This window comes from Salinimonas sediminis (genome assembly GCF_003429285.1).
In the GTDB taxonomy this organism is placed as follows: Bacteria; Pseudomonadota; Gammaproteobacteria; order Enterobacterales; family Alteromonadaceae; genus Alteromonas; species Alteromonas indica.
This window is the reverse complement of the sequence record NZ_CP031769.1, coordinates 2,727,908-2,751,019: the sequence shown is the minus strand read 5'-3', so window position 1 is coordinate 2,751,019 and position 23,112 is coordinate 2,727,908. Positions and strand designations below refer to the sequence as shown.

The window sequence follows — 23,112 nt, the reverse complement described above, 5'->3', positions numbered from 1 at the left end:
GGTTATCCTATGTTTTTGAGCCTGGTAACATCGACGAACAGTTTTAATTTTTGGCCCGGTTGCAAATAGCGATGGGACTGCAAGTCGTTCCATTTTTTTATATCGTTGATTCGCACATTAAATTTACTGGCAATGCGTGAAAGCGAGTCGCCGTTGCGCACGGTGTAGGTGAGCGATTTAATAATGGCGTCGTTGCGTTGGTCCTGACTAACCTGATTGGTCCAGATCACTAGCTCCTGACCCGGCTGGAGCGTATCGTTAGGCGCCATACCGTTCCACTTGGCTAACTCTGCGCTAGAGATATCATATTTGCGACTAATGTCCCAAAATGTATCACCAGACACCACTTTATGGACCAGTTTATGATCGGCGCGCTCAATGTTTTGTAGCGAAGCCAGACGTTGGTCCTGAGACAGCGCATAAGCGTTAAGCTCTTTCAACGCTACCGGTACCATAATGGCTTGCCCAATACGAATAACGTCCGAATCCAGGTCATTAACCTGTTTGATTATGGCAGCAATAGTATGATATTTGCCGGCCAGGCGTAACAAACTGTCGCCACGCTTTACGCGGTGGCGTACCCAGTTAAGCCGCTCCTGACGATCAATTTTTGCTAACTCGGTGGTAAAGCCCTGGGCTTTATCTACCGGCAATACCAAGTGATGGGGGCCGTCCGGGTCAGTCGCCCAACGGTTAAACCCCGGGTTTAGCGCCTGTAAGGCTTCCAGCTCCATTTGGGCCAAATCTGCGGCAAATGCCAAATCAACCTGTGAGCCTATCTCAACTACTTCAATTACTGGTACGTTTTCAATTTCTGGCCACGCAAAGTCATACGCTTCACGGTTGCGCAGTATATCTGCCAGGGCCAGCAGTTTGGGAACGTATGCGCGGGTTTCCCGGGGTAAATCTAACGACCAGAAATCAGTAGGCTTACCCAATTTTTTATTGCGCTTAATGGCCCGCGAGACCCGACCTTCGCCACTATTATAAGCGGCCAGCGCATGTAACCAGTTACCGTCGAAATACTTGTTAAGGTAGTTCAGATAATCCAGTGCGCCGGCGGTAGACGCAATGACGTCCCGGCGCCCGTCATACCACCATGACTGGCGGATACCGAAGCGTTTCGCGGTACCCGGTATAAACTGCCACATGCCAGCGGCCCGACCATGGGAATAGGCAAATGGGTCAAACGCGCTTTCTACAATGGGCAGTAACGCTAACTCTAATGGCATTTTCCGCGCTTCGATTTGTTCGGTAATATAATACAAAAACGGGTCGGCGCGTTTTACTACCCTGGCCATGTATTCCGGGTGCTTTAGATACCAGTTGCGTTGTACCAGTAGCCGTTTATCATCGGGAATAGCAAACTGCGACTGGTTGGCGATACGATCCCACACATTCGTGATCACAATCGGCGCCTCAGAGACTTCCCGCTTTGATTTTTTCGGCTCCAGCTTTACCGCTATATCTTCTTTAGGATGCACCACATCAATTACGCCATCTTTGGCAATATCGCAGTCTTGCTCGCTATCAATAGGAGTGTTCCCTACCTCGCAACCATCCCGATCGTCGGTAGTATTCGGTTCTGTAATTTCTGACTGGGTTTGAGGCTCAGTAGACTGACACCCGCTAAGCGCTAAGGCCAGGGCAATGGAGGAAAGAACAAACCACTGTCGACGCATAAAAACCGAACCTCGTGTTATTAACAATAACTTATATAGAAAAAAGGACACGGCGCATTGTAATGCGTACGCTGACAAAATGCATCAAAACTCATCTTTCCATTGCCTAATGGTAGCAAAAACACTGACCTCATCAGTTAGTGGTTCATTACTTCTATGTTGTGCAGCCTGCTGTACTTCTGGCGTATTGCAGCGCAGGAAAGGATTAATTGCGCGTTGTTTAGCCAAAGAAGTTGGCACACTGGGTTGGTCTTGTTGACGTAACGCTTCCACCTCTTGGAGGTAGTCTGCCACCGCGCTATTGGAAGGCTCTACAGCCTGTGCAAATGCCAGGTTGGCAGCCGTATATTCGTGGGCGCAATAAACCTGCGTATGATCAGGTAAATGTGCCAGTTTGTTCAACGAATGCAGCATTTGGTCAGGCGTTCCTTCAAACAGTCTGCCACAACCAGCATTAAATAGCGTATCGCCACAAAACAACAGGCCATTTCCGTTAAAAGCGATATGATCCAGTGTATGGCCGGGCACTTCACTGACTGAGAAGGTCAGGTCAAAACATGGCAGGCTAAAGCTATCGCCCTCACTGACTGAACGGGTAATACCACGAATATGGCCACCGCGGGGACCAATAACCGGTACATCTGGCTTAATTGATACCAGCTTGGCGATACCGCCGGTGTGATCATGGTGATGGTGCGTAATTAAGATTGCCGCCAGATTTAACTGTCGTGCTTTTATAAACGCCAACACTGGGTCAGCGTCACCCGGATCAACAATCACCGCGTCGCGCTCGTTATGCAAACACCAGATATAGTTATCGGTAAATGCGCGAATAGGAGAAATGTTAATGCCTGCGGGCAGGGCGTCTTTCGCGTGGGACATGGCGTACCTGCTTGAGAAATGGAATATTTAGGATACTATAGGAACTTCATAGGCCTACTGCAACCAGATAGATCAGATGTGTAAACAATGAGATCGGCACAGCGTAAAAAAGTGCCTCGTTATCCAACCGACTGGTCAGCATTTCCTGGCGGCGATGCCATCAGACTCGCCGTGGAATCGGTGAGTGACGAGTTGAGCCAGCGTATTTTTGGTTACCACATGGTAAAACTGGGTAGTTTAAGTAGTCAGATTTCGCTATCACGGTGTGCGGTGTCGCATCATATTAGTCAAACACCGACACTTAGCCCATTTTGTAGCGTAGTGGCGCAAGCCAAAGAACTGCCTTATGTGGAAAACAGCATAGATGGTTTTTTGCTGGCTAATGAGCTTGATTTTGCCCAGGATCCGCACCAGATACTGCGAGAGGTCGACCGCTGTATCACGCAAAGCGGTTATGTAATCATCAGTGGGTTTAATCCCTATAGCCTTACAGGGCTAGGAAAATACTTGCCGATAAAACGCGGGAATATGTTACACGATGCCCGTTGCTTCTCTGCTCCCAGGGTGAAAGACTGGCTTGGCTTGTTAGGCTTTGAAATTATCGAACAGCGCAATGTGCTTTTTTCCATGCTGTTTTTCAATCAGCGGCGCCCCTTGCCCAGCCAGTGGCATAACCGGTTAAGCCGTTATCTTCCCTGGTGTTCCTCGGTATATGTTATTTTAGCCCGTAAACGCGTGTGGCCGATGACCACTATTCGGCCTAAATGGAAACTCAAACCGCAATTTTCGCCGGTGGGGGCAAGTATGCGGTTTCCGCATGACGACTCGGCGGCAAATCGCCATACATAAAAAAAGCAGCCAACAGGCTGCTTTTTTATCACTAACGAGCGTTATTTTACCCGCATACCCGGCTTGGCGCCTTCGTGCGGTTCCATAATATACAGATCTTTGCCACCAGGGCCGGCCGCTAACACCATGCCTTCGGATAAACCAAAGCGCATTTTACGCGGGGCCAGGTTCGCCACCATTACCGTATGTTTGCCAATCAGGCTTTCGGGTGAATAGGCAGATTTAATACCAGCAAACACTTGCCGGGTATCACCGCCCAGGTCCAGTTCCAGTCGCAACAATTTATCTGCGCCTTCCACATGCTCTGCATTAGCAATACGTGCAATACGTAAATCCACTTTGGCGAATTCTTCAAAACTGATCGTGTCGCTTACCGGGTCTTTCGCCAGGGGGCTGTCAGGATCAACAGAAGTTGTTGGCTCGAGGTGTTCTTTAGAAGCATCTACCATGGCGTCTATTTTCTCCATCTCTACGCGCTGCATCATCGGTTTAAACTTGTTAATCGCATGCCCGGTCAGCACCTCTTGCGTACTTTGCCAGGTTAGGGTGTCATTTAAGAATTGTTCTGTTTTATCTGCCAGTACCGGTAATACCGGTTTCAGGTAGGTCACCAGAATGCGGAACATATTGATACCCATGGAACATACGTCATGCGTAAATTGGGCTTTACCTTCTTCTTTTATGGTAACCCAGGGTGCATTGGTATCGATAAACTGATTTGCCTTATCCGCCAGTGCCATAATTTCGCGCACCGCCTGATGGTACTTACGGTTTTCATATAGCTGTGCAATACTTTGCGCCGCCTGATGAAATTCATTTAACAGGGCCTGATCAAGCACGGTGTCTGATAATTTTCCATCAAAGCGTTTGGTGATAAAACTGGCACACCGGCTGGCAATATTAACCACCTTGCCCACTAAGTCAGAATTAACCTTGTGGGCAAAATCCTGAAAGTTAAGGTCGATATCTGTGACGCTATCGCCCAGTTTCGCGGCAAAGTAATAACGTAAATATTCTGGGTTTAAATGGTCAAGATAGGTACGCCCTTTTATGAACGTGCCCCGGGACTTTGACATTTTTGCACCATTGACCGTAACAAAACCATGGATATTCACCCCGGTAGGCTTACGATAACCCGCCCCTTCCAGCATGGCTGGCCAGAACAAACAATGGAAATAGGTGATATCTTTACCAATAAAGTGATACAGCTCAGCGGTAGAATCAGCTTTCCAGAAGTCATCAAATTCCAGGCTGTTCTGATCACAGAAATTTTTAAAACTGGCCATGTAGCCTACCGGAGCATCAACCCAAACATAGAAAAATTTATTTGGCGCGCCCGGAATTTCAAAGCCAAAATAGGGCGCATCCCGGCTAATATCCCATTGCTGCAGGCCTTCTTCAAACCACTCCTGCAGCTTGTTCGCCATTTCATTTTGAATGGCTCCGGAGCGAATCCAGCCTTTGAGCATGTCTTCAAATTTTGGTAAATCAAAGAAAAAATGCTCTGACTCTTTTAAGACCGGCGTAGCCCCTGATACCACACTGCGCGGATTTTTAACCTCAGTGGGGCTATAGGTTGCGCCGCATACATCACAGCTGTCGCCGTTTTGATCTTCAGCATTACAGCTAGGGCAGGTACCCTTCACGAAGCGGTCAGGCAAAAACATTTCTTTTTGCGGGTCGTACAACTGATTAATGGTACGTTTAGAAATATAGCCGGCGTTATCCAGCCGGGTATAAATCTCTTCGCACAACGCCTTGTTTTCAGGCGAGTGAGTCACATAATAGTTGTTATAATCTACGTAAAAGTCTTGCAGGTCCTGATGGTGCTCTGCGCGAGTCTTCGCTACCATTTCTTCAGGGGTAATACCCTGTTCCTGTGCTTTTAACATCACGGGGGTACCGTGGGCATCGTCGGCGCAAACACTGTAGCATTCGTGGCCACGCAGGCGCTGAAAGCGGGTCCAGATGTCGGTCTGGATATGTTCCAGCAAATGGCCCAGGTGAATCGAGCCGTTAGCATAGGGTAAAGCACTGGTCACCAGAATGCGGCGCTTATCCGCAGTTGCTGGTGCAGCAGAAGACGTGGTGTGTTCTGACATAATGACTTTTACTGTTCTCAAGCGTTACAAAATGGCTGCAAATACTAGCTGATATTGGCCGTTTTTGCATTACGTAATTGCGCCAAACCCTACATCTACAGCATAGAACAAAGGTAAACGATGTTTTTCACGAAAAAAAATGACAAGCCAACCAAACCCGGCTCTGTGAGAGAAACCACACAGCAGGCATTGGCGCATTATTATAGTGTACCTGAAGATACTGCCGGCACCTGGCTGCATGCCGGCGATAACGTCGTAACGGTTACATTGCCATTTTGTGCGATGTCGCAATTCGATGCGTTACAGGAATATTTACAGCAAGCGCTGGCAGATGCTGGCTGTAGGGAAATTGAGGTCGTCATAAAAACGGCTATCCCGAGTGCCCAAACTACCCATCCACCGGTGAATAACATCAAAAATATTATCGCCATAGCCTCTGGTAAAGGGGGTGTCGGCAAGTCTACCACGGCGGTTAATTTAGCCTATGCTTTACTCCAGGAAGGTGCCAGGGTAGGGATATTGGATGCGGATATTTATGGGCCTTCGATTCCTATTATGCTGGGAAATCCGCAAGCGCGCCCTGCCAGTAGCGATGAAAAACACATGCAACCTCCGCAGGCCTGGGGGTTGGTGGCAAACTCTATCGGGTATCTGGTGCCAGCTGAAGATGCCGCCGTATGGCGGGGGCCTATGGCCAGCCGCGCGTTGAAGCAAATATTGGATGAAACGCTGTGGCCGGTACTGGACTATTTGATTGTAGATATGCCCCCTGGCACTGGCGATATCCAGTTAACTATGGCGCAACAGGTACCGCTGAGCGGCACGGTAATCGTTACCACGCCACAAGATTTGGCACTGGCTGATGCGCAAAAAGGTATCTCAATGTTTAATAAGGTTAATGTGCCTGTATTGGGCCTGATAGAAAACATGAGTTACTACCAGTGTAGTCAGTGCGGTAATAAAGATCCGATTTTTGCTGAGCACGGAGGAGAAGCGTTAGCCGAGCGTCATCATTTGCCGTTGCTGGGCCAGTTGCCGCTTAACACCCGGATACGCGAGCATGGCGATGCGGGTACACCGTTGGTGGTAACCCAGCCCGATAGCGAACTGGCTGCTACGTATCGCGATATTGCCCGGGCAGTGTCTATGCATCTGGCATTAAGTGTTCCGGCGGCCAAAGCCGAAGGGCATATTAAAGGCGACCCAATCAGTTTCAAGCCGGTATAGGCCGGTCTGTATTAAACATGACTGTCTACCAAGATAAAAAGTTTGCCAAAACTGTCCGATAGGGCGGCGATGCGCTTATTACAAGCTGCAATACTAATAACGTTCCGGAATCATCTATTAACACATGAAAAGAGGAAAACTTTATATGCAGCAATTAAAAGAGGAAGAGGTTAACCACGTCAATGGGGGCCGGTTGGATTGGGACAGTGGTGGGTTAGCCGTCATCGGACTCGGTTTTGCAGGTGGGCCTGCCACCGCCTTGTTTGGTCTCGCAGTTGGCGGTTCTATGCTGGCTATTGGCTATTACGCCCATCCCTAAAAAGCCACCTGTCGCTGGCAAATAAGCCAGCGGCATCTTTTTACATTCAAAAGTAATAGCATCGAGATTCAGGGCAGGGACTGACTATGGCAAGAATCGATTTCTTCAGGATGGGCTATATCCTGTTCATACTTTTAGTGGTTGTGGTATTTGCCAGTGGCCACGATAAAAGCCTGTATGCCACTTATCTTATCTTTGGGGCGCTGTCTTTATTCAGTGTCCTATTGCATACCATCATCAATAAACTGGATGCTTTGAATACAAAACTAGAAGCTTTGGCAAACCGTTCTAAATAAGGCGCACCCGGTGATGCTATATAAGCGCGATGACCGGTTGTGCAGGGCGCAGCTAGCAAGCATAATAGCGACCATTTTATATTCGTCAGGACCTAAAAATGCGTTTGTGCGATCGTGATATCTTTGAACACTTGCAATCAGGCAAGATCAGCATTCACCCCATGCCCGACTATGACCAAATCAGTGGGGTGACCGTTGACATCCGGCTGGGGAATAAATTCCGGGTGTTTGAAGACCACCAGGCACCGTATATCGATCTAAGCGGTCCTAAGGCAGAAGTACAAGAAGCGCTCAACTCTGTTATGAGCGATGAAATTGTCTTACCTGAAGACAAAGCCTTTTTTCTACATCCAGGGGAACTGGCACTAGCCATTACACACGAATCGGTTACGTTGCCGGATAATATCGTTGGCTGGCTAGATGGGCGTTCCTCGTTGGCCCGCTTGGGTTTAATGGTGCATGTCACCGCCCACCGCATCGATCCGGGCTGGTCAGGCAATATTGTATTAGAGTTTTTCAACAGTGGTAAGCTGCCGCTGGCATTAAAGCCGATGATGAAAATAGGCGCATTGAGCTTCGAGTTATTATCTCAGGCTGCTGAAAAGCCCTACAACGCAAGACAAGATGCTAAATATAAGGGCCAGATGGGCGCTGATGCCAGCCGTATCAGTGCTGATGAAAAGGACCCAAAAAACTAGCCGCTCATAAGCACGCAACGAATTTGCCGAGACGTTCACAAGATAGGGCGGGGCGGTGGCTTTGCCGATATACAACAAGTCGCTGTCGGAGCGGGTTATTTTATACTACAGGCCAGTTAGGAAACTCACTTCGTTTTCAGTGTTTTTAAGCACTGCGCAAAGTGCGCGGTACCAGATATGCTAAAATCGGACGGTTATTTGAGCAAACCATATTGGGGCGAGAGAACTTCACGCAGAATGCGGTGAAAAAATCGCCGAACAGACGCGATGATGATAATTAATGACCTTAGTCGATTGCATTAACTCAAAAAATAAGTAAACTTGTCCGCTCTTTCGGTCGGTGTGTGGCGCAGCTTGGTAGCGCACTGTCATGGGGTGTCAGGGGTCGGAGGTTCAAATCCTCTCACACCGACCAACTTCTCTCTTCGAAGCGACACCCAAAAGCCTTATATGGCGTACTCTATAGCAGTTCTTAAAGTCAACCTTCAAGACTGCATACAGACTTCACTTTCATAGTAATGATAGTCAAATTTGTGAACGTTCACAATCTTGTTCACACTCGCTAAATACCTTCAGAGCACCAGATAGTCGTGAAGTTGTCCAGATATTGAGCTTTTGGAGCGCTCTCAAATCTCTTCAGGTAGCTCTTGGTTAACAGTATTGTGCTCTTTAATTTTGTCTTGAGTGATTAATAGACTTTGATGATAGTCCTGCGCTTCGGCATCAGTTAGAAACTCTACATCAGGATTTAATTCTTCAAGCTTACCTTTCAGATCAGCTAAGTCTACTCTGAAAAACTCTTTACGGTTGTTTACTAGGTTTAGCCGGTGCTCATTGAAATGACGATGAAGTTCAGCTTCAAGTGCGGGCGCATCCTCAGAGTAAATAAGAGCATGAACATCGAAAGTGAACGGCACACTGGCATCTCCAAGCTCACGAACACGGTCAAAGGGCTCAAGTCTTCTGGTCATCCCAATTTTGAATACCCCATCACCAAATGAACCAATGTTGCTAATGATATAGACGTAACCAGATTTGGTCTGTTGAGCCATTGAAAGAGCTCGTTCTGATTTTGCTCTGGCCTCGTTAAGTTGTGCCTCAAGTTCTTCAAGTTCAGACTTTAAACGCTCTAGCTCGTCACCAGTAGCTTTATTAGCTCTTTCATTGGCTTTAGCTACAAGTTCTTCGTATTTATGTTGCTCTCTTTCCGCTGCCTCTTGTGGACTTCCCAGACTTTGCTAGACACTTTTAACAGTTACAATGTAACTTCACAAAGAGGTGTTTATGAGCAAAGGCAAACGGTATACCCACGAGTTTAAAGTCGAAGCAGTGAAGCAAATTACAGAGCGCGGGTATTCTGCCGCTGACGTGGCAGAGCGGCTCGGCATTTCAAGTAATTCGTTGTACAACTGGCAAAAGCAGTTGGATAAAAAATCTGAACCGAAGAAGTCCGCTGATGATTCTGTCCGTATCGCTCAGCTAGAGTCTGAACTCAAGCGGGTGACGGAGGAAAGAGACATTCTAAAAAAGGCCGCAAGGTACTTTGCAAGCCAGCCAGAGTGAAGTACGCCTTTATCCGTGACCATCAGCGAGAATTTTCGGTCGCTGCGATTTCTCGTGTTCTAAAAATCCACCGTAGCGGTTTCTATGCCTGGCTGAAGCAGCCCTTAAGTGCGCGAGAGATTGAAGATGAACGCCTGTTAAAACTGATACGTGAATTCTATATCGCCAGTGGAGCAACATACGGCAGTCCCTGGATCCGTCGTGACTTACTGGAAGCCGGAGAATCATGTAGTGTTCATCGCGTGGCAAAGATAATGCGTAGAAGCGGGCTTCGTGCACAAATTGGTTACCAGCGTCGATACATTAAGAACGGCAAGCCCTCACGTATTGCCGATAATGTTTTGGAACGTGCTTTCGCTCCCGCCAGCCCAAACACAGCCTGGGTCAGCGACATTACGTACGTAAGAACCTACGAAGGTTTTTTGTACCTGGCCACCGTCATTGATCTGTTTTCGCGTCGTGTAGTGGGCTGGTCAATGGACGAAAATATTGATAAGCATCTGGTTATCAATGCGCTGCTCATGGCGGTTTATCAACGCAGACCGAAACAGCAGGTTCTGGTGCACAGTGACCAGGGAAGTCAGTACGGTAGTGCAGATTATCTGGCGTTCATGAAGGAAAACAACCTCAGGCCCTCGATGAGTCGACGCGGTAACTGTCACGATAATGCAGTAGCGGAAAGCTTCTTTGCTACGTTTAAGAAACGGGTTACAAAGAAAAAGATATATGCCACCCGTGATGAAGCCAGATCAGAGATATTTAATTTTATCGAGATGTTTTACAATTCCAAAAAACGGCATTCTCATACAGACGATGTCTCACCTGCTCAATTCGAGAATGCTTGGTTTACGAAACAGATAACTGTCTAGTGAAAGCTGGGAAGTCCAGAGTTCTACGAAGGACTCTTTAAATAATTGGCTCATTTATAGTTCCTCTAGGCGGCTGAGAGTGTAACAAATTTGCTCAATTTGCTTTTTCTCCCATCGCTTGTGAGGGAGATCATGCTCTTCCCATTTGGAAGAGTTTATCGAGAAGTTATATTCAATCCTTGCCAGAAGAACTTTAGTTAACAGTAATAAGTCTGCTAACGATATCGCCGTTTGCAGTATCTCTTTATTAGTGCAAACATCGTGTGCAAGAATGCCGAGTTTTAACTTTGTCAGTGCGAGGTAGGGAGTTGACAGGCCTATCTCTATTGGAGGCAGCTCGTCGATAACTGAAGTTGATCTGCATGCGCCACTAGCTTTTGGATGAACATTGCAAAACTCTTCTAGTACGGCTGTGCTGTATCCATACCTTTTAAAGGTCGGAATAAAATGTTTGGTAAGTTCTATAGCTTGGTGAATTTCGATATTCAAGTACGACATGTCAGATATCCTTAGTAGCAGTAGCGGGTTCAACTTGGAATTGCGATAGTGAACTAAGCCAGTCTTCGAGCGATTCCTGACGGTATCTAACGGTGTGACCGAGCTTCAGATATGGCGGAGCCTGAACGCCGAACAACTTTCCGGAGTATCGGCTTTGTCTTAGTGCTGCTTTTGTAGAACCGAGGAAGCCAGCGGCTTCACTGTCAGTTAATAGAGGTGTCATTGAAAAGATTCCTGTGTAGTCTGATGACAGGAATCATTGTTAAGGAAGTCGGCTTCTGTGTCAGTGGAAGCGAAATGAATTTGCTTCCCTTGAAACTAACTCTTTATTCCCAATTTTGTTTTGCGTCTTTCACCTCCTTTTCAAGGTTTCTCATTGTATTCTTACCGCTAAAGTAATTTTTTCCAGAGTCTTCGCTCAAGCCGCACTCTTGAAGCGCCAATGCTTTTGCATCATCTTGACTAAGTTCTTTTTTAATGCGATTCATCCTGTAATGATGATGAACCTTACCTCTTAGCCCTTCATTTTTCACATGGGGACTCAGCCCAAAGGCCCGAGCTAAGGTTTTTTTTTGTTCAGAAAACTTAATCCTCTCATTCTGATCAAATTCAGATCTTGATTGCTTCTCGCAAGAGCTTAACTTTAAAAGTAGATCAAACATAAAGTCTGCAGTTAGTGCCTTTAGTTCAGGATTGTCTTCTCCTCTGTAGTGGCCGAGGCAAAATTCCCTGATGAGATTAAGCGGATTGTGTTCTGCAGAACGTAAAATCTCTTTCACCCTAGGATTCTCGTAAACAGAAATATTTTTTGATAGAAACTTTATTCTTTCGTCATTATTCATTTTATGTAATCTCCAACAAGTTCACTCCACTCTGCCAATGCTTCCTCACGCTCCTTTATATAGTCGTTCTGATTATAAACTCTGAGCATTCCTTGCAGCTCATGACTAAGTAATTTCTCACAGACTATCGCATCTACGCCAAGCTTTGAAAGGTGCGTCTGAAAGCTTCTGCGTAAGTCGTGGGGTACAAAACGTTCCATTTCTAGCTCTGGTTGGTCCCCGTCGAATCGTCTTCGCAGAAATTTAGCACAGACAGCTCTATCAACTGGCTTCTGTCCTACCTGGCCGGTAGTAGATGGAAAGACGTATTTACTTTGAAGGTCTTTGTGTGCTTGTTTCAGAACGATCAAACATTCTGTCATTGGATCAGTTAACGGGACAATATGATCTTTGGTCTCACCTTTGTTGCCTTTTCTGTTTGACTCAGGAAAAAGCCAGACTTTGTTCTCCCAATCAATATGCGTCCATTCAGACAGGGTTAGCTCTTGTGCTCTACAGCCGGTTAAAAGAAGCAGTTTGAACGATTGCTTAACCTGAATGCTTGCTGTAGAAGTTTTAAGCCAATTAAAGAAGTACTCTATTTCATCCAAAGAAAGAAAGCGGTTCCGAGGTTGTTCTTTTCCACCGATGTTAATTCTGCGTGTGCCAGAGAGGGGATTAGTTTCAAGTAGACCGCGCTCGACACCAAATTGAAGAGTTTGCTTTAGAAGTGAGAGCGTCTTATTTGCTTGAACAGATCCCCCTCGTTTTTTTATCGGATCTAAGCACTTTTGTATAATGCACAGACGCGACAATTCTTTCAGCTTGATATTACCTATTGTGGGACGAACATCTGCGCGGAAAGCTCTGCTCACTTCCTCTGTTGCTCTGCATGACTTTCGAAATCATCCAGTAATGAATTTAGTACTGGTGCAGATTTTTCGTCGATTGTCGCTTGTCTGGTTTTCCTCTTGGCATGGTTAATGTCGATGCCACGGGCAACTTGACCAAAGAGTTGCTTTGCTTCACTTCTCGCCGTTTTGACGTCTATACTGCCATGCGAACCTATCAGGTAGTTTCCTGAAGTTCCTGTACGACCACCAATCCGGTAATATAGGTAGAACTTAGTTGTACGGTTTCGCTGTTTATCTGTTTTCCCGAGCCTTACATGAAAACCAGAAATGACAGTGTCGCTTATCCGGTTAATCGACGGATCGACTTTCTTCAGAATACTTTCAGTTATCTTTATCTGGATTGATTCCATGTTGCACCATCAGTGAGTTTAATTGCGAAATATGTTGCACCTGTGTTGCACGAGGAGCAAAAAGCTCACTATTTGTAACTACAGGTAACGAGTGGTCACTGAATGAATTATTTCACTGAAAGAGTATTTTAAACAGTTAGTTAGGGGGCTATCGTAGTGATGGATAAGTACTTCTAATGATGACGAGTGACTGTTTGGATATGCATGGGGTGTCAGGGGGCGGAGGTTCAAATCCTCTCACACCGACCAACTTCTCTTTTAGTGATACCCCACTAACATCGATATCGACGGTTTTATTCCCCTTTCCTGTTTGTCTTTCCTTCCTGATATATTGGGCTGGACCGGCATTATTTGGCGCACGCCTTTATTCCCAACTGTACGCCGCTAGCTTTCCCGCTGTTTAGCTTTGCCTCCCCGCACCAGACAATTGCATAAGCTTATCGAATAAACGTATGGAATAAGTTCAGGGCGTCGAACATATGTGCCAGCCCACCTGCCAGGGTAAATCCGAGGATAGTTTTTGTTGCGACCGAGGCTAATCGCCAGCAATCATTTTATTGACTGGCGAGAGCGTGATAGAGCAAGTGTTATACGGTGTAATGACTTAGCTCATGGTCTATGGCCACGGCCATTTCGGAAGTATTACGGGCTAACTGGGAGGTCTCTTCTACAAATCGCGCACTATCTTGTGCCGACTGCCTAATGGTTTCTATATTTACACTAAGTTGTTCGGTCACTTGGCTTTGTTCCTCGGCTACGCTCGCCATCTCGACATTGGTATTGCGGATACTATCAATCTTCTTGTGCAGTCCCTCGATTTCATCGGCAATCCGGGCACATTGAGCTTCAACATTTTCGGATAGCGACGAGCATTGCGTCACCGAGGTATTCACCGACACCACGGCGTTTTGGACCTTCGAAATATTACTCTGAATTTCTTTAATCGATTCTTGTGTACGTACGGCCAGTTGCCGCACTTCATCTGATACAACGGCGAACCCGCGACCATGTTCGCCAGCACGAGCCGACTCAATCGCGGCGTTCAGGGCCAGTAGATTTGTTTGGTCAGCTATGGCTTCAATAACAGCCAAAACACTCCCGATATTGTTAGACAGCTGGGTCAGGTTGTCCGAATATTCGGCTGTTTGGGAAAGTGCAACACGCTGATTTTTCGCTAGACCGGCAGTATTTACTACCAGCTCGCGGGTGGCGCCAGCTACACCGGTGATCTCAACAGAGAGGGTTTCCGCGGTGGCCGCACTTTGCGCCACCGATTGGGCAGTAGCATTTAGCTCGGTGATGGCCGTAGCAACCTGCTCGGTTTCCATAACCTGTTGTGCTACAGCCTCATTCGAACGGTGCGAAATATCTGATAATTGCAGACAGCTCGAAGAGATCTGTTGGGTGGCCTGGCGGGTTTTAGATATCGTCGTTTGCAGCTTATCCAGCAAACCGTTAAAACTGACGCTGATATTATTTATTTCCTTTGTTTGGCCTGCTGCAAAGCGGCGGGTTAAATCACCATCATCGCCGGTAAGGTCATTAATACGTTGCGTTAATGCATTGAGCGGGGCGGCAACCGAGCGGCTGATTAGCCAGACTAACACGGCAATAAGCAGCGCGGCGCTAACAAACAGGGTGATTAACAAGGCTGCCAGCCTGCTGCTTACCCGTTGACTGACTTCATCGTAGGAATACGCTATCGTCAGGCTGTACCGCCATGCCTCAAATGGATAATCTTGGCTGTTCCACTGTTCGGGCTCGCTGGCCGCGGTCATCAACTGCTTTTCGCTGATATTATTGCTGTGGGCCCGGGTACGGCCCATATCGTCTTTTAATACCACGTAGCCTTTTGAGAGTACGCTGGCACTTTCTATTGCGGCGGTGAGGGTACTAATATCAGCACTGTACCCCACGTATAAGATGCCCACGACATTGTCGGCCGAATCGATAATTGGCCGATAAGCGGTAATATATGGTTTGCCCAGAATGTCTACCTGACCTACAAAGGTTTTCTTTTGATTGATGGCCTGGATTGCCAGGCCCTGGGGATTCAGCTTGGTTCCGGTAGCCCGGGTGCCATCCGGTTTAGTTACATTGGTAGCGATTCTGACATAGTCATTCCCCTGGCGGACAAATACCGTGGCCGTGCCGCCGACCTGGGCGGTTACCTCATCGACCAAAGCATTCGATTGATTCATCAGGGTATCCCCAAAATACAGGTTTGCAGTGGTACCTGAGGTTGCCTCTATCCGCGGCGCCCCCAGGCGATTAGCGTGCGCGACCAGTACATTGAGCGCTGCATTAACCTGTTTTTTCATTAAACCGTCAGTAAGGCTGAGTAAACCGAGCAGTTCTTCTTTAAGGTCCTGCCGCTCTTCCGTGGCTTGTTCTTGTATCTCTGTGTTAATTGCAAACCAAAGATAGGTAGAAATAACGAGTCCGGCGATGACCACCATTAAGCTGATCGACTGGATTAAGATTTGGCGTATGGTTTTTGCCTTTTTCAACGGGGTGGTCACGTTGTACCTCTTACATCTGACATAGGGATAAACAAATTCAGGAACGACCAGAAACGCTGGCGGTGAAATAGCCAGCGCGGGAATCCGGCGTCAATAACTACGCATCAATAGGTTCATCCATCCGGGCGGATTACCGACGCAATGCACATAATAAGAACCGTGATAGCACTTGAAATAGCGCAACATGTGGGCACACAGCAGTGCAAATCTCAGCTAGTGTCTTAACGGCTTAAGCATTGAAAACTTTAACGCTAAAGGGGGGCAAAGCGGCAGAATATGAGCATTTTATACGAAAGTCTGAGCATCGTGTTGCGCCAGCTTAAACAGGCTGGGTGCACGCTTTTATAGTATCAGCAGGTACGGCACTGTATTTGGTTGCGCATAAAAGTTAGAATTAACTGGGCAAGGCTGCAATCGCGCCTGCCTGCACCATAGTCACCTATTCATTCTCCTAGCCAACAGAAGATCTATATGCAAACACCAAGCTCTACACGCCTGAACAAATTTATCAGTGAAAGCGGCTTTTGTTCTCGCCGTGATGCCGACAAATACATTGAACAAGGCGCGGTACGTCTAAACGGGCTACGGGCTGAGGTAGGTAGTAAAGTGGTGGCCGGGGACATAGTGAAAGTAAATGGTAAGGTAATTAAACCGGCAGATAAGGAAAAGTTTGTGGTACTGGCGCTCAACAAACCTGTTGGTGTGGTAAGTACCACAGATAGTGCAGAGCGGGCCAATATTGTTAACCATATCCGTTACAAAGAACGGATTTTTCCAATCGGCAGACTGGATAAAGACTCACAAGGGCTGATATTTTTAACCAATAACGGCGATTTAGTGAATAAAGTACTGCGGGCTGGCAATAACCATGAAAAAGAATACGTGGTAACGGTCGATAAACCAGTGACCGATGCATTTATCGCTGGCATGCGCAGCGGGGTGCCGATATTAGGCACCATGACCAAACGTTGTAAAGTGATAAAAGAAGGTCGGTTTGCGTTTAGGATCACCCTTATCCAGGGCCTGAACCGGCAAATAAGAAGAATGTGCAGTCACTTTGATTACGATGTGAAAAAACTTGAACGCGTTAGAATAATGAATGTGAATTTACGCGGGTTAGCGGTAGGACAATGGCGGGAGCTAACCAAAGATGAGCTTACCCTGTTATTAAAGTCAGTTGAGCACTCTTCATCAGAAGCGCCCGCGGGGCATCGTAGTACACGTCCCAAACCCAACAAAGCTGGTGATGGCAGAGCCAGACCCCCGCGTAGTGGTTCGCGAAGCGAGGGCAGGGGCAGCACGTCACGTAGCCGGGGCGCGCCAGCCGATGCGAACAAGCCACCAAACAATACTTCTAAGGCTGGCGGTGACAGCAAGTCAGGTGGACAAAAGCGAACCGGTAACAAACCTAAACCGGCCAGCCGGCGAACGAGCCCGGCCGGGCGTTCAGGCAAACGGCCCGTGGGCGGTAAATAGCGCCACTGCTAAGCTTTAGCCAGTATTGGGCTGACCGTCCAGCCCTTCCTCTATTTAGTAGGTCTTGCGCATTATCAAAGACGACGTTTTTAAAGGCCAATAATAACCTTGTGAAGGCCTGTGGCAGTTGGGCATATATAACAAAATACGCTATACCACTGGCCGCTCCTCCACCTCGTACATGAAGCAATCTACCATCTGATTAGCTTGGTTGATAACCGCGTAGCCTTTGATAATTTGTAGATACGTCGGGGCCCGGGTAATTTGTGAATAAGGTACCAAGGGAGTAGCGGAATATTTTGCTTTAAATATCTGCCACTTGGGGTACAACAATCCAAAGGGCTGCGGCGGAATACTGTCTAATGGGTCAAAAAAGTAATGACGCGGTTCAATTTCATCAATGGTCAGGTGCGTTCCCTGATGATAGCTAACGCTCGTTTGCTCTGCACTGACCGTGTAGGCTGGCCCCCATCTTTTAAGCTGCCACAATAGCACCAGGTAGTAAAGCGCTAGCGCTATTAAAGCGATAGGCCAAAGTAATGCGATTAGCAGGCCCCAGCTCCAGTCTGATAGCCGTGTTGCGCGCCCCCGACTGGAGGCTAACGAAACCGGGGGCTCAGGGGGCAGCGGCGCGGGCCACCTGGCAGATGAGCTGGTGGGCCATACGGTAAGCCATATAATTACGGCCGCAATGGTTAAATATCCATAAAACGCAATAAGCATGGCGGGCTTTCCTTAATAATCGATCCGGTGACCACGCCTTTTTTCAGGTATAGCAACCGTTGTTTTTCGCGCTGACCAGCAAAGCCTACATGCAGATAAGGTAACGTAGCGCCTTCAGGTAAAACCAGCACACCGGAATACCAATGGGCAAATACCCGCTTAGAACAACCGGGAAATAGCGTCTCTATCAGGTTAGGTGAAGCGGGAGGATCGGTAGTAACTGAACATAAGTACAAGCGGTCATCAATAATTTCCCATTCAGCTATATAGCCCCGCGTTAAAGCGGTACCAGCTTGCTCGAAGCCGGTATGTTGGGTGAGTAAAAAATAGCTATCAAGAGGGCAGGTGTTCATTTCCCGCCATTGCGCTTGATAATAAATAGCTTCGCAATGCTGAGCGGTCATCTTGCTTTAGTCCTTTAACGGCAACCGGTGAATGGGTGTAAAGCTGTATTCAAATCCTGTCGAAAAAACAGCCGTACCGGTTACCCTATCCCAGAACAGCAACAATAAAAAGGCCCCGTTAATAAGTCATATTAGCGGGGCTGAACACGCGCAAACAGGCGCATTAAGGTTGGGGATTAATTATGGTCTGGTGTCGACCTAATTAAAGGTATCCACGATTGCCGGCACGCCCGGAAACATGCCGATGATAGCCATTACTGTACATAGCACAGCAAAAGCAATACCGGGGATAATCCAACGCCCGGACTTTCCTAGGTTACGGGCGCGGTCTTTACAGCCAATAATACCCAAGTTGTCCAATAACATAGCAAATGACCAACCGAATACCGGATTAACCAGTACCGACGAGATCACCACCATGGCGGCAGACTGGGTAGTTTTACCTTCACGGGTCATTTGCATGCCGGCTTCCATAAGCGGCAAAAATACGCCAACTATCAGTGCTACAGAGAGTACCGGAGGCCATACCGCCAGGTCCATCGGGTAGCCCCAGAAAGCGGCCACAATACATAGTACACCGGTTACAATAGCGCCCGCAGGAATGGGGCGGCGGGCAATTGAGGCGGGGATAATATAGGTTCCCCATGAAGAAGAGATATTACCGCCACCCAACAAGCTACCCACGGCCTGGCGGGTAGATGCGGCCATCATGGTATCGTCAATATTCATAATCACCCGCTTGGTATTTTTAGGGTAGCTTAATTTCTGAAATACCTGATGGCCTAAAAAGTCGGGCGACCACATAGCGACGGCTAGCACAGCAAAAGGAAGTACTGCTACAAAATGCGACCAGTCCGGCAGTCCCAGCTGCCAACCGGTATTTTCGCCCCACCAGTAAGCCGGGTTCATATTCGGTACACCCGGGGAGGTAGTAAATTCAAAGGGCGCACCCAATGCTAAAGCAATAACAGCCGCCATTCCAGCACCTAAGGGTATCGCCAGCCAGCGCTTTTGAATATGTTCCAGCCAGGCGTACATAACGATAGTGGCAATCAGTACCACAAAGGCTAAGTAGCCCATATTAAAGCCTTCGGCCCAGGTAAATAATTTTTGCACCTGCCCGGTGATACCGATAAAGCCAAGGTATAGTAGCAGCCCGCCACAAACGCCATTACTGGTGAGTTTTGCCAGAATACTTCCGCCTTTGGTAATACCCAAAATAAACCCCAGCACACCGATAAGCAGGCCGAGCGCCATTGGGTGGCCTCCAGAGGCTACAATAAGCGGTACTAATGGTAACAATGGGCCGTGCGTGCCAGCTAAGTTAGCTGAGGGGTTTAAAAACCCCGAAATAAGAATAACAAACAAAACCGCCGCAATGAGTAGCTCAAACCGAACGTTTTCAATTACAAATTCGGAAGATAATCCCAACGGGGCAGCAAATGCGCCAACCACCGCGGCCACCATCACAATTTTACCGATAGTTGCCGCCATGCCGGGTACCAAATCTTCCCACTCAAAGCGGTAATCGCGCATCGGTAGGTTGGGACGCCAGCGGCGAGGCGCCATTATTTGCAGTTCATGGTCAAGATAGTCAGCTCTGCTGGCAAATTCAGAGCGCGGTTTTGATAAAGACGAATAGTCGTTTGGTATCTTTTGAGACACAACGCACCTCGTGTTGAAGAAAGAGGTGTCAGTCTAGGGAGGTTACACCGCGTTAACAATGCGACCATAGGCGTATACTTTAGTCTAATTAATAAGCAAAAAAGCGCTTATAGCCGGTATTTTGCACGATTTTAAATAACAAATTATTAAACAATATGCTGCGCCTTTCTTATCAACTCTTTCACTCAGGTAAGTTGTAAAGCAGGAGAGACAAACCGGTAACCGAATTTTTGCGTAGTCTATCTGATACACAAATAGCTCTGCTTATTCTGTTTATATTCCGGCAATCCGGCAGGTGCGTTATGTCGCTGTGGCAAAAACCGGCATAGGCAGGCTAACCAGTTACCTTTAATTACGTGCCAACCGGGGCGTTATCATCTTTTTTTCGTTTTTCCACTACACCACAGGACGCATAGTATTATGGCTGCATCGACCGGCAACGCCTCTGCAACAAAGTCAACATCGTCTCTTTCCCCCTCGCCAGCTGATAAGCAGGCGTTGCCACATGCGTCTGACAATTGCATTAAAGTGCGTGGCGCCCGGGTTCATAATTTAAAAAATATCGATGTAGATTTACCCCGCAATGCACTGGTGGTGTTTACCGGTGTATCTGGCTCAGGTAAGTCATCACTGGCATTTGGTACCTTGTTCGCTGAATCGCAACATCGCTATCTTGATTCGGTTTCGCCCTATGCCCGTCGCTTGATAGATCAGGTTGAAGAGCCCGATGTTGACAGTATCAGTGGCCTGCCGCCGGCTGTAGCGCTGCATCAGCAGCGTGGCACCCCTTCGGCGCGATCCTCGGTGGGCAGCGTAACCACAATATCCAACGCGCTACGCATGCTGTATTCAAGGGCAGGTGATTACCCGCCCGGGCAGAGCATACTATACGCAGATGCCTTTTCCCCGAATACGCCTGAAGGAGCGTGCGCACAATGTCATGGGATGGGCCGGGTATTTGAGGTGACCGAAGCATTATTGGTTCCAGATAGCAGCAAAACGATTAGACAGGGCGCTATCGCAGCCTGGCCCGGTGCCTGGCAAGGGCGCAATCTGGTCAGAATTCTGTTGGCGCTGGGCTATGACGTGGATAAACCATGGGAGGCGCTGTCACCCCAGGCCCGTGACTGGATATTATACACCGACGAAGCGCCCACTGTACCGGTATACCGCGACTACACCCTGGCCCAAACTAAGGCGGCAAAGGAACGGGGCGAAGAAGCCAGCTATAATGGAACATTTGTCAGCGCCCGGCGCTTTGTGCTGGATACATTTGCCAATACGCAAAGCCAGCGTACTAAAAACCGGGTTGCCGAGTACATGCAGATATCCCAGTGTCACGCGTGTCAGGGTAAGAAGCTTAAACAAGCTGCATTAGCCGTTACCTTCGGCGGAATGGATATCGGCGAGTTCTCGCAACTCAGTTTCACTGAGCTTGCTGAGAAACTCCACGATGCCGCCCATGGAGATATCGAAACCAGCGCCCTGTCGCGCGAAAAAGCCATTGTTACCCAACGTATAGCCGCTGATGTGCTGGCGCGAGTTAACACACTTATCAGGCTTGGTTTAGGTTACCTCTCCTTAGAGCGGGCTACCCCCACGTTATCGCCGGGGGAATTACAACGGCTACGCTTGGCCAAACAGTTGCGTTCTCAGTTATTCGGTGTGGTGTATGTGCTGGATGAGCCGTCAGCCGGCTTACATCCAGCTGACACCCAAGCTTTATTGGGGGCGCTAGATGAACTTATCGCGGCAGGCAATTCGCTATTCGTAGTGGAACATGATGTCAGTGTTCTGCGTCATGCAGACTGGATTGTGGACATAGGGCCCGATGCCGGATCCCACGGTGGACAGGTGGTATATAGCGGGCCGGCGCCGGGTTTACAGAAGGTGACGGCGTCGCATACCGCTCAACATTTATACCGGGACAGTGGTGGGTATAAAACGTCTTTTCGTTCACCGGCCGGGTGGCTGAGCCTGCAAAATGTTGTACGCAATAATATCCAGGGCCTGACGGCCGATTTCCCTTTGGGTGTGATGACCACTGTTACCGGCGTATCTGGATCGGGCAAATCGAGTCTGGTTAGCCAGGCTTTGGTCGAGCTGGTACAGCAAGAGCTCGGCGCTAAGGCCAATCCGGCGGCCGATACTGAGGTAAATTTGCTTGAGCAAACACCAGATAGTCCTACAACAGGCGAGATTACCCAAGGCTTAGCACAACTGTCTCGGTTGATTACAGTAGACCAGAAACCCATAGGCCGGACACCACGATCGAACCTGGCAACGTACACCGGGCTGTTTGATCATGTACGCAAACTCTTTGCTGCTACCAGCCAGGCCCAGGCAAACGGCTATGATGCGGGACGCTTTTCCTTTAATGTTGCTAAAGGACGCTGTAAAAACTGTGATGGTGTAGGGTTTGTTACCGTGGAGCTGCTATTTTTACCCAGCGTGTTTTCACCGTGTCCGGTATGCCATGGTCAGCGCTACAACGAAGACACCTTAAAAATTACCTACAACAATAAAAACATTGCCGAAATACTGGCGTTAACGGTAGAGGCTGCCAGTGAGTTTTTTGCCACCGAATTACCCGTGCGCCGGGCGTTAGATGCGTTGCTTCAGGTAGGGTTGGGGTATTTACGCCTAGGCCAACCGGCTACCGAGTTATCCGGCGGGGAAGCCCAGCGCATAAAGCTCGCGACAGAACTGCAACGAACCCAGCGTGGCGATACCTTATATATTCTAGACGAACCCACCACCGGTTTACATCCTGCTGATGTTGAACGGCTGATGGCACAGTTAAACACATTAGTGGATGCTGGTAATACGGTCATAATGGTTGAGCATGATATGCAGGTGGCGCTAAACAGTGATTGGGTGATAGACGTAGGCCCCGGGGCGGGGGAAAATGGCGGTCTTATTGTGGCCAGTGGCACTCCTGCCCACGTCGCGTTATCGACACAGAGTAAAACGGCGCCTTATATGCGCGCGATAACAGCCAATAGCTGATGGCGGTCGCTACGCAAAATGGACTTGCCTGGCGGAGAAACCTCGCTTGCGCAGAGAATGTCGGCGAGCAGCGTGAGTTTGCGCGAAGCTATTTGATATTATCGGACCATAGCGGTAAGGCCATTGGCTGTGCTGGCTAGTGGTTCCTAAGCAAACGGTTTAGCTAGCGGCAGATGCTGGCGGGGCAGGGAGGGCCGTAAAATGGTCCGTTTGCGCTTATAAGGCCAAAAGCTAACCACGCTG

Annotated in this window: 20 protein-coding genes and 1 tRNA gene; 9 read left to right on the top strand and 12 right to left on the bottom strand. The window is 48.2% G+C overall.

The features are described from left to right. Positions 1–2: 2 nt before the first annotated feature. Together D0Y50_RS12195 and gloB are read right to left on the bottom strand one after the other, a co-directional pair. Complete coding sequence (locus D0Y50_RS12195; protein ID WP_117317201.1) at positions 3–1,682, bottom strand: LysM peptidoglycan-binding domain-containing protein; 1,680 nt, start codon at positions 1,680–1,682, stop codon at positions 3–5. An 84-nt stretch (positions 1,683–1,766) separates the two neighbouring features. Then, positions 1,767–2,564: a hydroxyacylglutathione hydrolase gene (gloB, locus tag D0Y50_RS12190; RefSeq protein ID WP_108568256.1), complete on the bottom strand. Its 798-nt coding sequence runs from the start codon at positions 2,562–2,564 to the stop codon at positions 1,767–1,769. An 87-nt stretch (positions 2,565–2,651) separates the two neighbouring features. On the opposite strand from gloB, the gene D0Y50_RS12185 reads away from it, so the two are divergent. Next, on the top strand, positions 2,652–3,413 hold the full coding sequence (locus D0Y50_RS12185) for a methyltransferase domain-containing protein (protein ID WP_108568255.1): 762 nt from the start codon (positions 2,652–2,654) through the stop codon (positions 3,411–3,413). A 41-nt stretch (positions 3,414–3,454) separates the two neighbouring features. On the opposite strand, the gene metG is transcribed toward D0Y50_RS12185, so the two are convergent. Beyond that, entirely contained in the window at positions 3,455–5,515 is a 2,061-nt protein-coding gene (gene metG / locus D0Y50_RS12180) for a methionine--tRNA ligase (RefSeq protein ID WP_117317199.1), read from the bottom strand. A gap of 120 nt (positions 5,516–5,635) precedes the next feature. On the opposite strand from metG, the gene apbC reads away from it, so the two are divergent. The 5 genes from apbC to D0Y50_RS12160 all read left to right on the top strand — a co-directional run bounded on the left by apbC (position 5,636) and on the right by D0Y50_RS12160 (position 8,470). Then, entirely contained in the window at positions 5,636–6,742 is a 1,107-nt protein-coding gene (gene apbC / locus D0Y50_RS12175; RefSeq protein WP_108568253.1) for an iron-sulfur cluster carrier protein ApbC, read from the top strand. Between the two features lie 145 nt (positions 6,743–6,887). Then, a complete protein-coding gene (locus D0Y50_RS19545; RefSeq protein ID WP_170145502.1) occupies positions 6,888–7,061 on the top strand; it encodes a hypothetical protein in 174 nt (57 codons plus the stop codon). An 86-nt stretch (positions 7,062–7,147) separates the two neighbouring features. Further along, positions 7,148–7,357, top strand: coding sequence for a hypothetical protein (locus D0Y50_RS12170; protein ID WP_133175140.1), 210 nt, complete (start codon positions 7,148–7,150; stop codon positions 7,355–7,357). Between the two features lie 98 nt (positions 7,358–7,455). After that, complete coding sequence (dcd, locus tag D0Y50_RS12165; RefSeq protein WP_108568251.1) at positions 7,456–8,055, top strand: dCTP deaminase; 600 nt, start codon at positions 7,456–7,458, stop codon at positions 8,053–8,055. Between the two features lie 338 nt (positions 8,056–8,393). Then, positions 8,394–8,470, top strand: a tRNA-Pro gene (locus tag D0Y50_RS12160). A 211-nt stretch (positions 8,471–8,681) separates the two neighbouring features. Here D0Y50_RS12160 and D0Y50_RS12155 read toward each other — a convergent pair. Further along, positions 8,682–9,107, bottom strand: coding sequence for a GIY-YIG nuclease family protein (locus D0Y50_RS12155; protein ID WP_232366252.1), 426 nt, complete (start codon positions 9,105–9,107; stop codon positions 8,682–8,684). Positions 9,108–9,339: 232 nt separating this feature from the next. Here D0Y50_RS12155 and D0Y50_RS12150 point away from each other — a divergent pair. After that, positions 9,340–10,487 (top strand): IS3 family transposase gene (locus tag D0Y50_RS12150; RefSeq protein ID WP_117317197.1). Its coding sequence is split into 2 segments (ribosomal slippage): positions 9,340–9,577 and positions 9,577–10,487, totalling 1,149 coding nucleotides; the frame shifts between segments, so codons are not numbered across the junction. Between the two features lie 54 nt (positions 10,488–10,541). Here D0Y50_RS12150 and D0Y50_RS12145 read toward each other — a convergent pair. The 5 genes from D0Y50_RS12145 to D0Y50_RS12120 form a co-directional block, all read right to left on the bottom strand. Then, positions 10,542–10,985, bottom strand: coding sequence for a hypothetical protein (locus D0Y50_RS12145; RefSeq protein ID WP_117317195.1), 444 nt, complete (start codon positions 10,983–10,985; stop codon positions 10,542–10,544). A gap of 326 nt (positions 10,986–11,311) precedes the next feature. After that, positions 11,312–11,827, bottom strand: a complete 516-nt coding sequence (locus tag D0Y50_RS12135) for a hypothetical protein (RefSeq protein ID WP_117317191.1) — start codon at positions 11,825–11,827, stop codon at positions 11,312–11,314. After that, a complete protein-coding gene (locus D0Y50_RS12130; RefSeq protein WP_117317189.1) occupies positions 11,824–12,681 on the bottom strand; it encodes a tyrosine-type recombinase/integrase in 858 nt (285 codons plus the stop codon). Before D0Y50_RS12130 ends, D0Y50_RS12135 begins: the two co-directional genes overlap by 4 nt. Further along, a complete protein-coding gene (locus D0Y50_RS12125; protein WP_117317187.1) occupies positions 12,678–13,070 on the bottom strand; it encodes an Arm DNA-binding domain-containing protein in 393 nt (130 codons plus the stop codon). The genes D0Y50_RS12130 and D0Y50_RS12125 overlap by 4 nt, the downstream gene beginning before the upstream one ends. Before the next feature lie 587 nt (positions 13,071–13,657). After that, complete coding sequence (locus D0Y50_RS12120) at positions 13,658–15,592, bottom strand: methyl-accepting chemotaxis protein (RefSeq protein ID WP_117317185.1); 1,935 nt, start codon at positions 15,590–15,592, stop codon at positions 13,658–13,660. 471 nt (positions 15,593–16,063) lie between these two features. Between D0Y50_RS12120 and rluF the strand changes: the two genes are divergently transcribed. Further along, positions 16,064–17,068 carry a 23S rRNA pseudouridine(2604) synthase RluF gene (gene rluF, locus D0Y50_RS12115; protein WP_117317183.1) on the top strand — a complete coding sequence of 335 codons (1,005 nt, stop codon included), beginning with the start codon at positions 16,064–16,066 and terminating at the stop codon, positions 17,066–17,068. A gap of 150 nt (positions 17,069–17,218) precedes the next feature. Here the strand turns inward: rluF and D0Y50_RS12110 are convergent, their stop codons facing one another. The 3 genes from D0Y50_RS12110 to D0Y50_RS12100 form a co-directional block, all read right to left on the bottom strand. Then, on the bottom strand, positions 17,219–17,791 hold the full coding sequence (locus D0Y50_RS12110) for a hypothetical protein (protein ID WP_117317181.1): 573 nt from the start codon (positions 17,789–17,791) through the stop codon (positions 17,219–17,221). Beyond that, positions 17,764–18,195: a hypothetical protein gene (locus D0Y50_RS12105; protein ID WP_108568247.1), complete on the bottom strand. Its 432-nt coding sequence runs from the start codon at positions 18,193–18,195 to the stop codon at positions 17,764–17,766. Before D0Y50_RS12105 ends, D0Y50_RS12110 begins: the two co-directional genes overlap by 28 nt. A 198-nt stretch (positions 18,196–18,393) precedes the next feature. After that, a complete protein-coding gene (locus D0Y50_RS12100; RefSeq protein WP_117317179.1) occupies positions 18,394–19,860 on the bottom strand; it encodes a DUF3360 family protein in 1,467 nt (488 codons plus the stop codon). A gap of 420 nt (positions 19,861–20,280) precedes the next feature. On the opposite strand from D0Y50_RS12100, the gene D0Y50_RS12095 reads away from it, so the two are divergent. Beyond that, positions 20,281–22,869: an excinuclease ABC subunit UvrA gene (locus D0Y50_RS12095; RefSeq protein WP_117317177.1), complete on the top strand. Its 2,589-nt coding sequence runs from the start codon at positions 20,281–20,283 to the stop codon at positions 22,867–22,869. Positions 22,870–23,112: the final 243 nt, after the last annotated feature.

What these genes read in the sequence shown, in the direction of transcription:
- D0Y50_RS12135 (WP_117317191.1), bottom strand. Translation starts at nt 11,827, where the DNA reads ATGAATAATGACGAAAGAATAAAGTTTCTATCAAAAAATATTTCTGTT.
- D0Y50_RS12170 (WP_133175140.1), top strand. Translation starts at nt 7,148, where the DNA reads ATGGCAAGAATCGATTTCTTCAGGATGGGCTATATCCTGTTCATACTT.
- rluF (WP_117317183.1), top strand. Translation starts at nt 16,064, where the DNA reads ATGCAAACACCAAGCTCTACACGCCTGAACAAATTTATCAGTGAAAGC.
- metG (WP_117317199.1), bottom strand. Translation starts at nt 5,515, where the DNA reads ATGTCAGAACACACCACGTCTTCTGCTGCACCAGCAACTGCGGATAAG.
- dcd (WP_108568251.1), top strand. Translation starts at nt 7,456, where the DNA reads ATGCGTTTGTGCGATCGTGATATCTTTGAACACTTGCAATCAGGCAAG.
- D0Y50_RS12155 (WP_232366252.1), bottom strand. Translation starts at nt 9,107, where the DNA reads ATGGCTCAACAGACCAAATCTGGTTACGTCTATATCATTAGCAACATT.
- D0Y50_RS12110 (WP_117317181.1), bottom strand. Translation starts at nt 17,791, where the DNA reads ATGCTTATTGCGTTTTATGGATATTTAACCATTGCGGCCGTAATTATA.
- gloB (WP_108568256.1), bottom strand. Translation starts at nt 2,564, where the DNA reads ATGTCCCACGCGAAAGACGCCCTGCCCGCAGGCATTAACATTTCTCCT.
- D0Y50_RS12095 (WP_117317177.1), top strand. Translation starts at nt 20,281, where the DNA reads ATGGCTGCATCGACCGGCAACGCCTCTGCAACAAAGTCAACATCGTCT.
- D0Y50_RS12185 (WP_108568255.1), top strand. Translation starts at nt 2,652, where the DNA reads ATGAGATCGGCACAGCGTAAAAAAGTGCCTCGTTATCCAACCGACTGG.
- D0Y50_RS12105 (WP_108568247.1), bottom strand. Translation starts at nt 18,195, where the DNA reads ATGACCGCTCAGCATTGCGAAGCTATTTATTATCAAGCGCAATGGCGG.
- D0Y50_RS12125 (WP_117317187.1), bottom strand. Translation starts at nt 13,070, where the DNA reads ATGGAATCAATCCAGATAAAGATAACTGAAAGTATTCTGAAGAAAGTC.
- apbC (WP_108568253.1), top strand. Translation starts at nt 5,636, where the DNA reads ATGTTTTTCACGAAAAAAAATGACAAGCCAACCAAACCCGGCTCTGTG.
- D0Y50_RS12145 (WP_117317195.1), bottom strand. Translation starts at nt 10,985, where the DNA reads ATGTCGTACTTGAATATCGAAATTCACCAAGCTATAGAACTTACCAAA.
- D0Y50_RS19545 (WP_170145502.1), top strand. Translation starts at nt 6,888, where the DNA reads ATGCAGCAATTAAAAGAGGAAGAGGTTAACCACGTCAATGGGGGCCGG.
- D0Y50_RS12195 (WP_117317201.1), bottom strand. Translation starts at nt 1,682, where the DNA reads ATGCGTCGACAGTGGTTTGTTCTTTCCTCCATTGCCCTGGCCTTAGCG.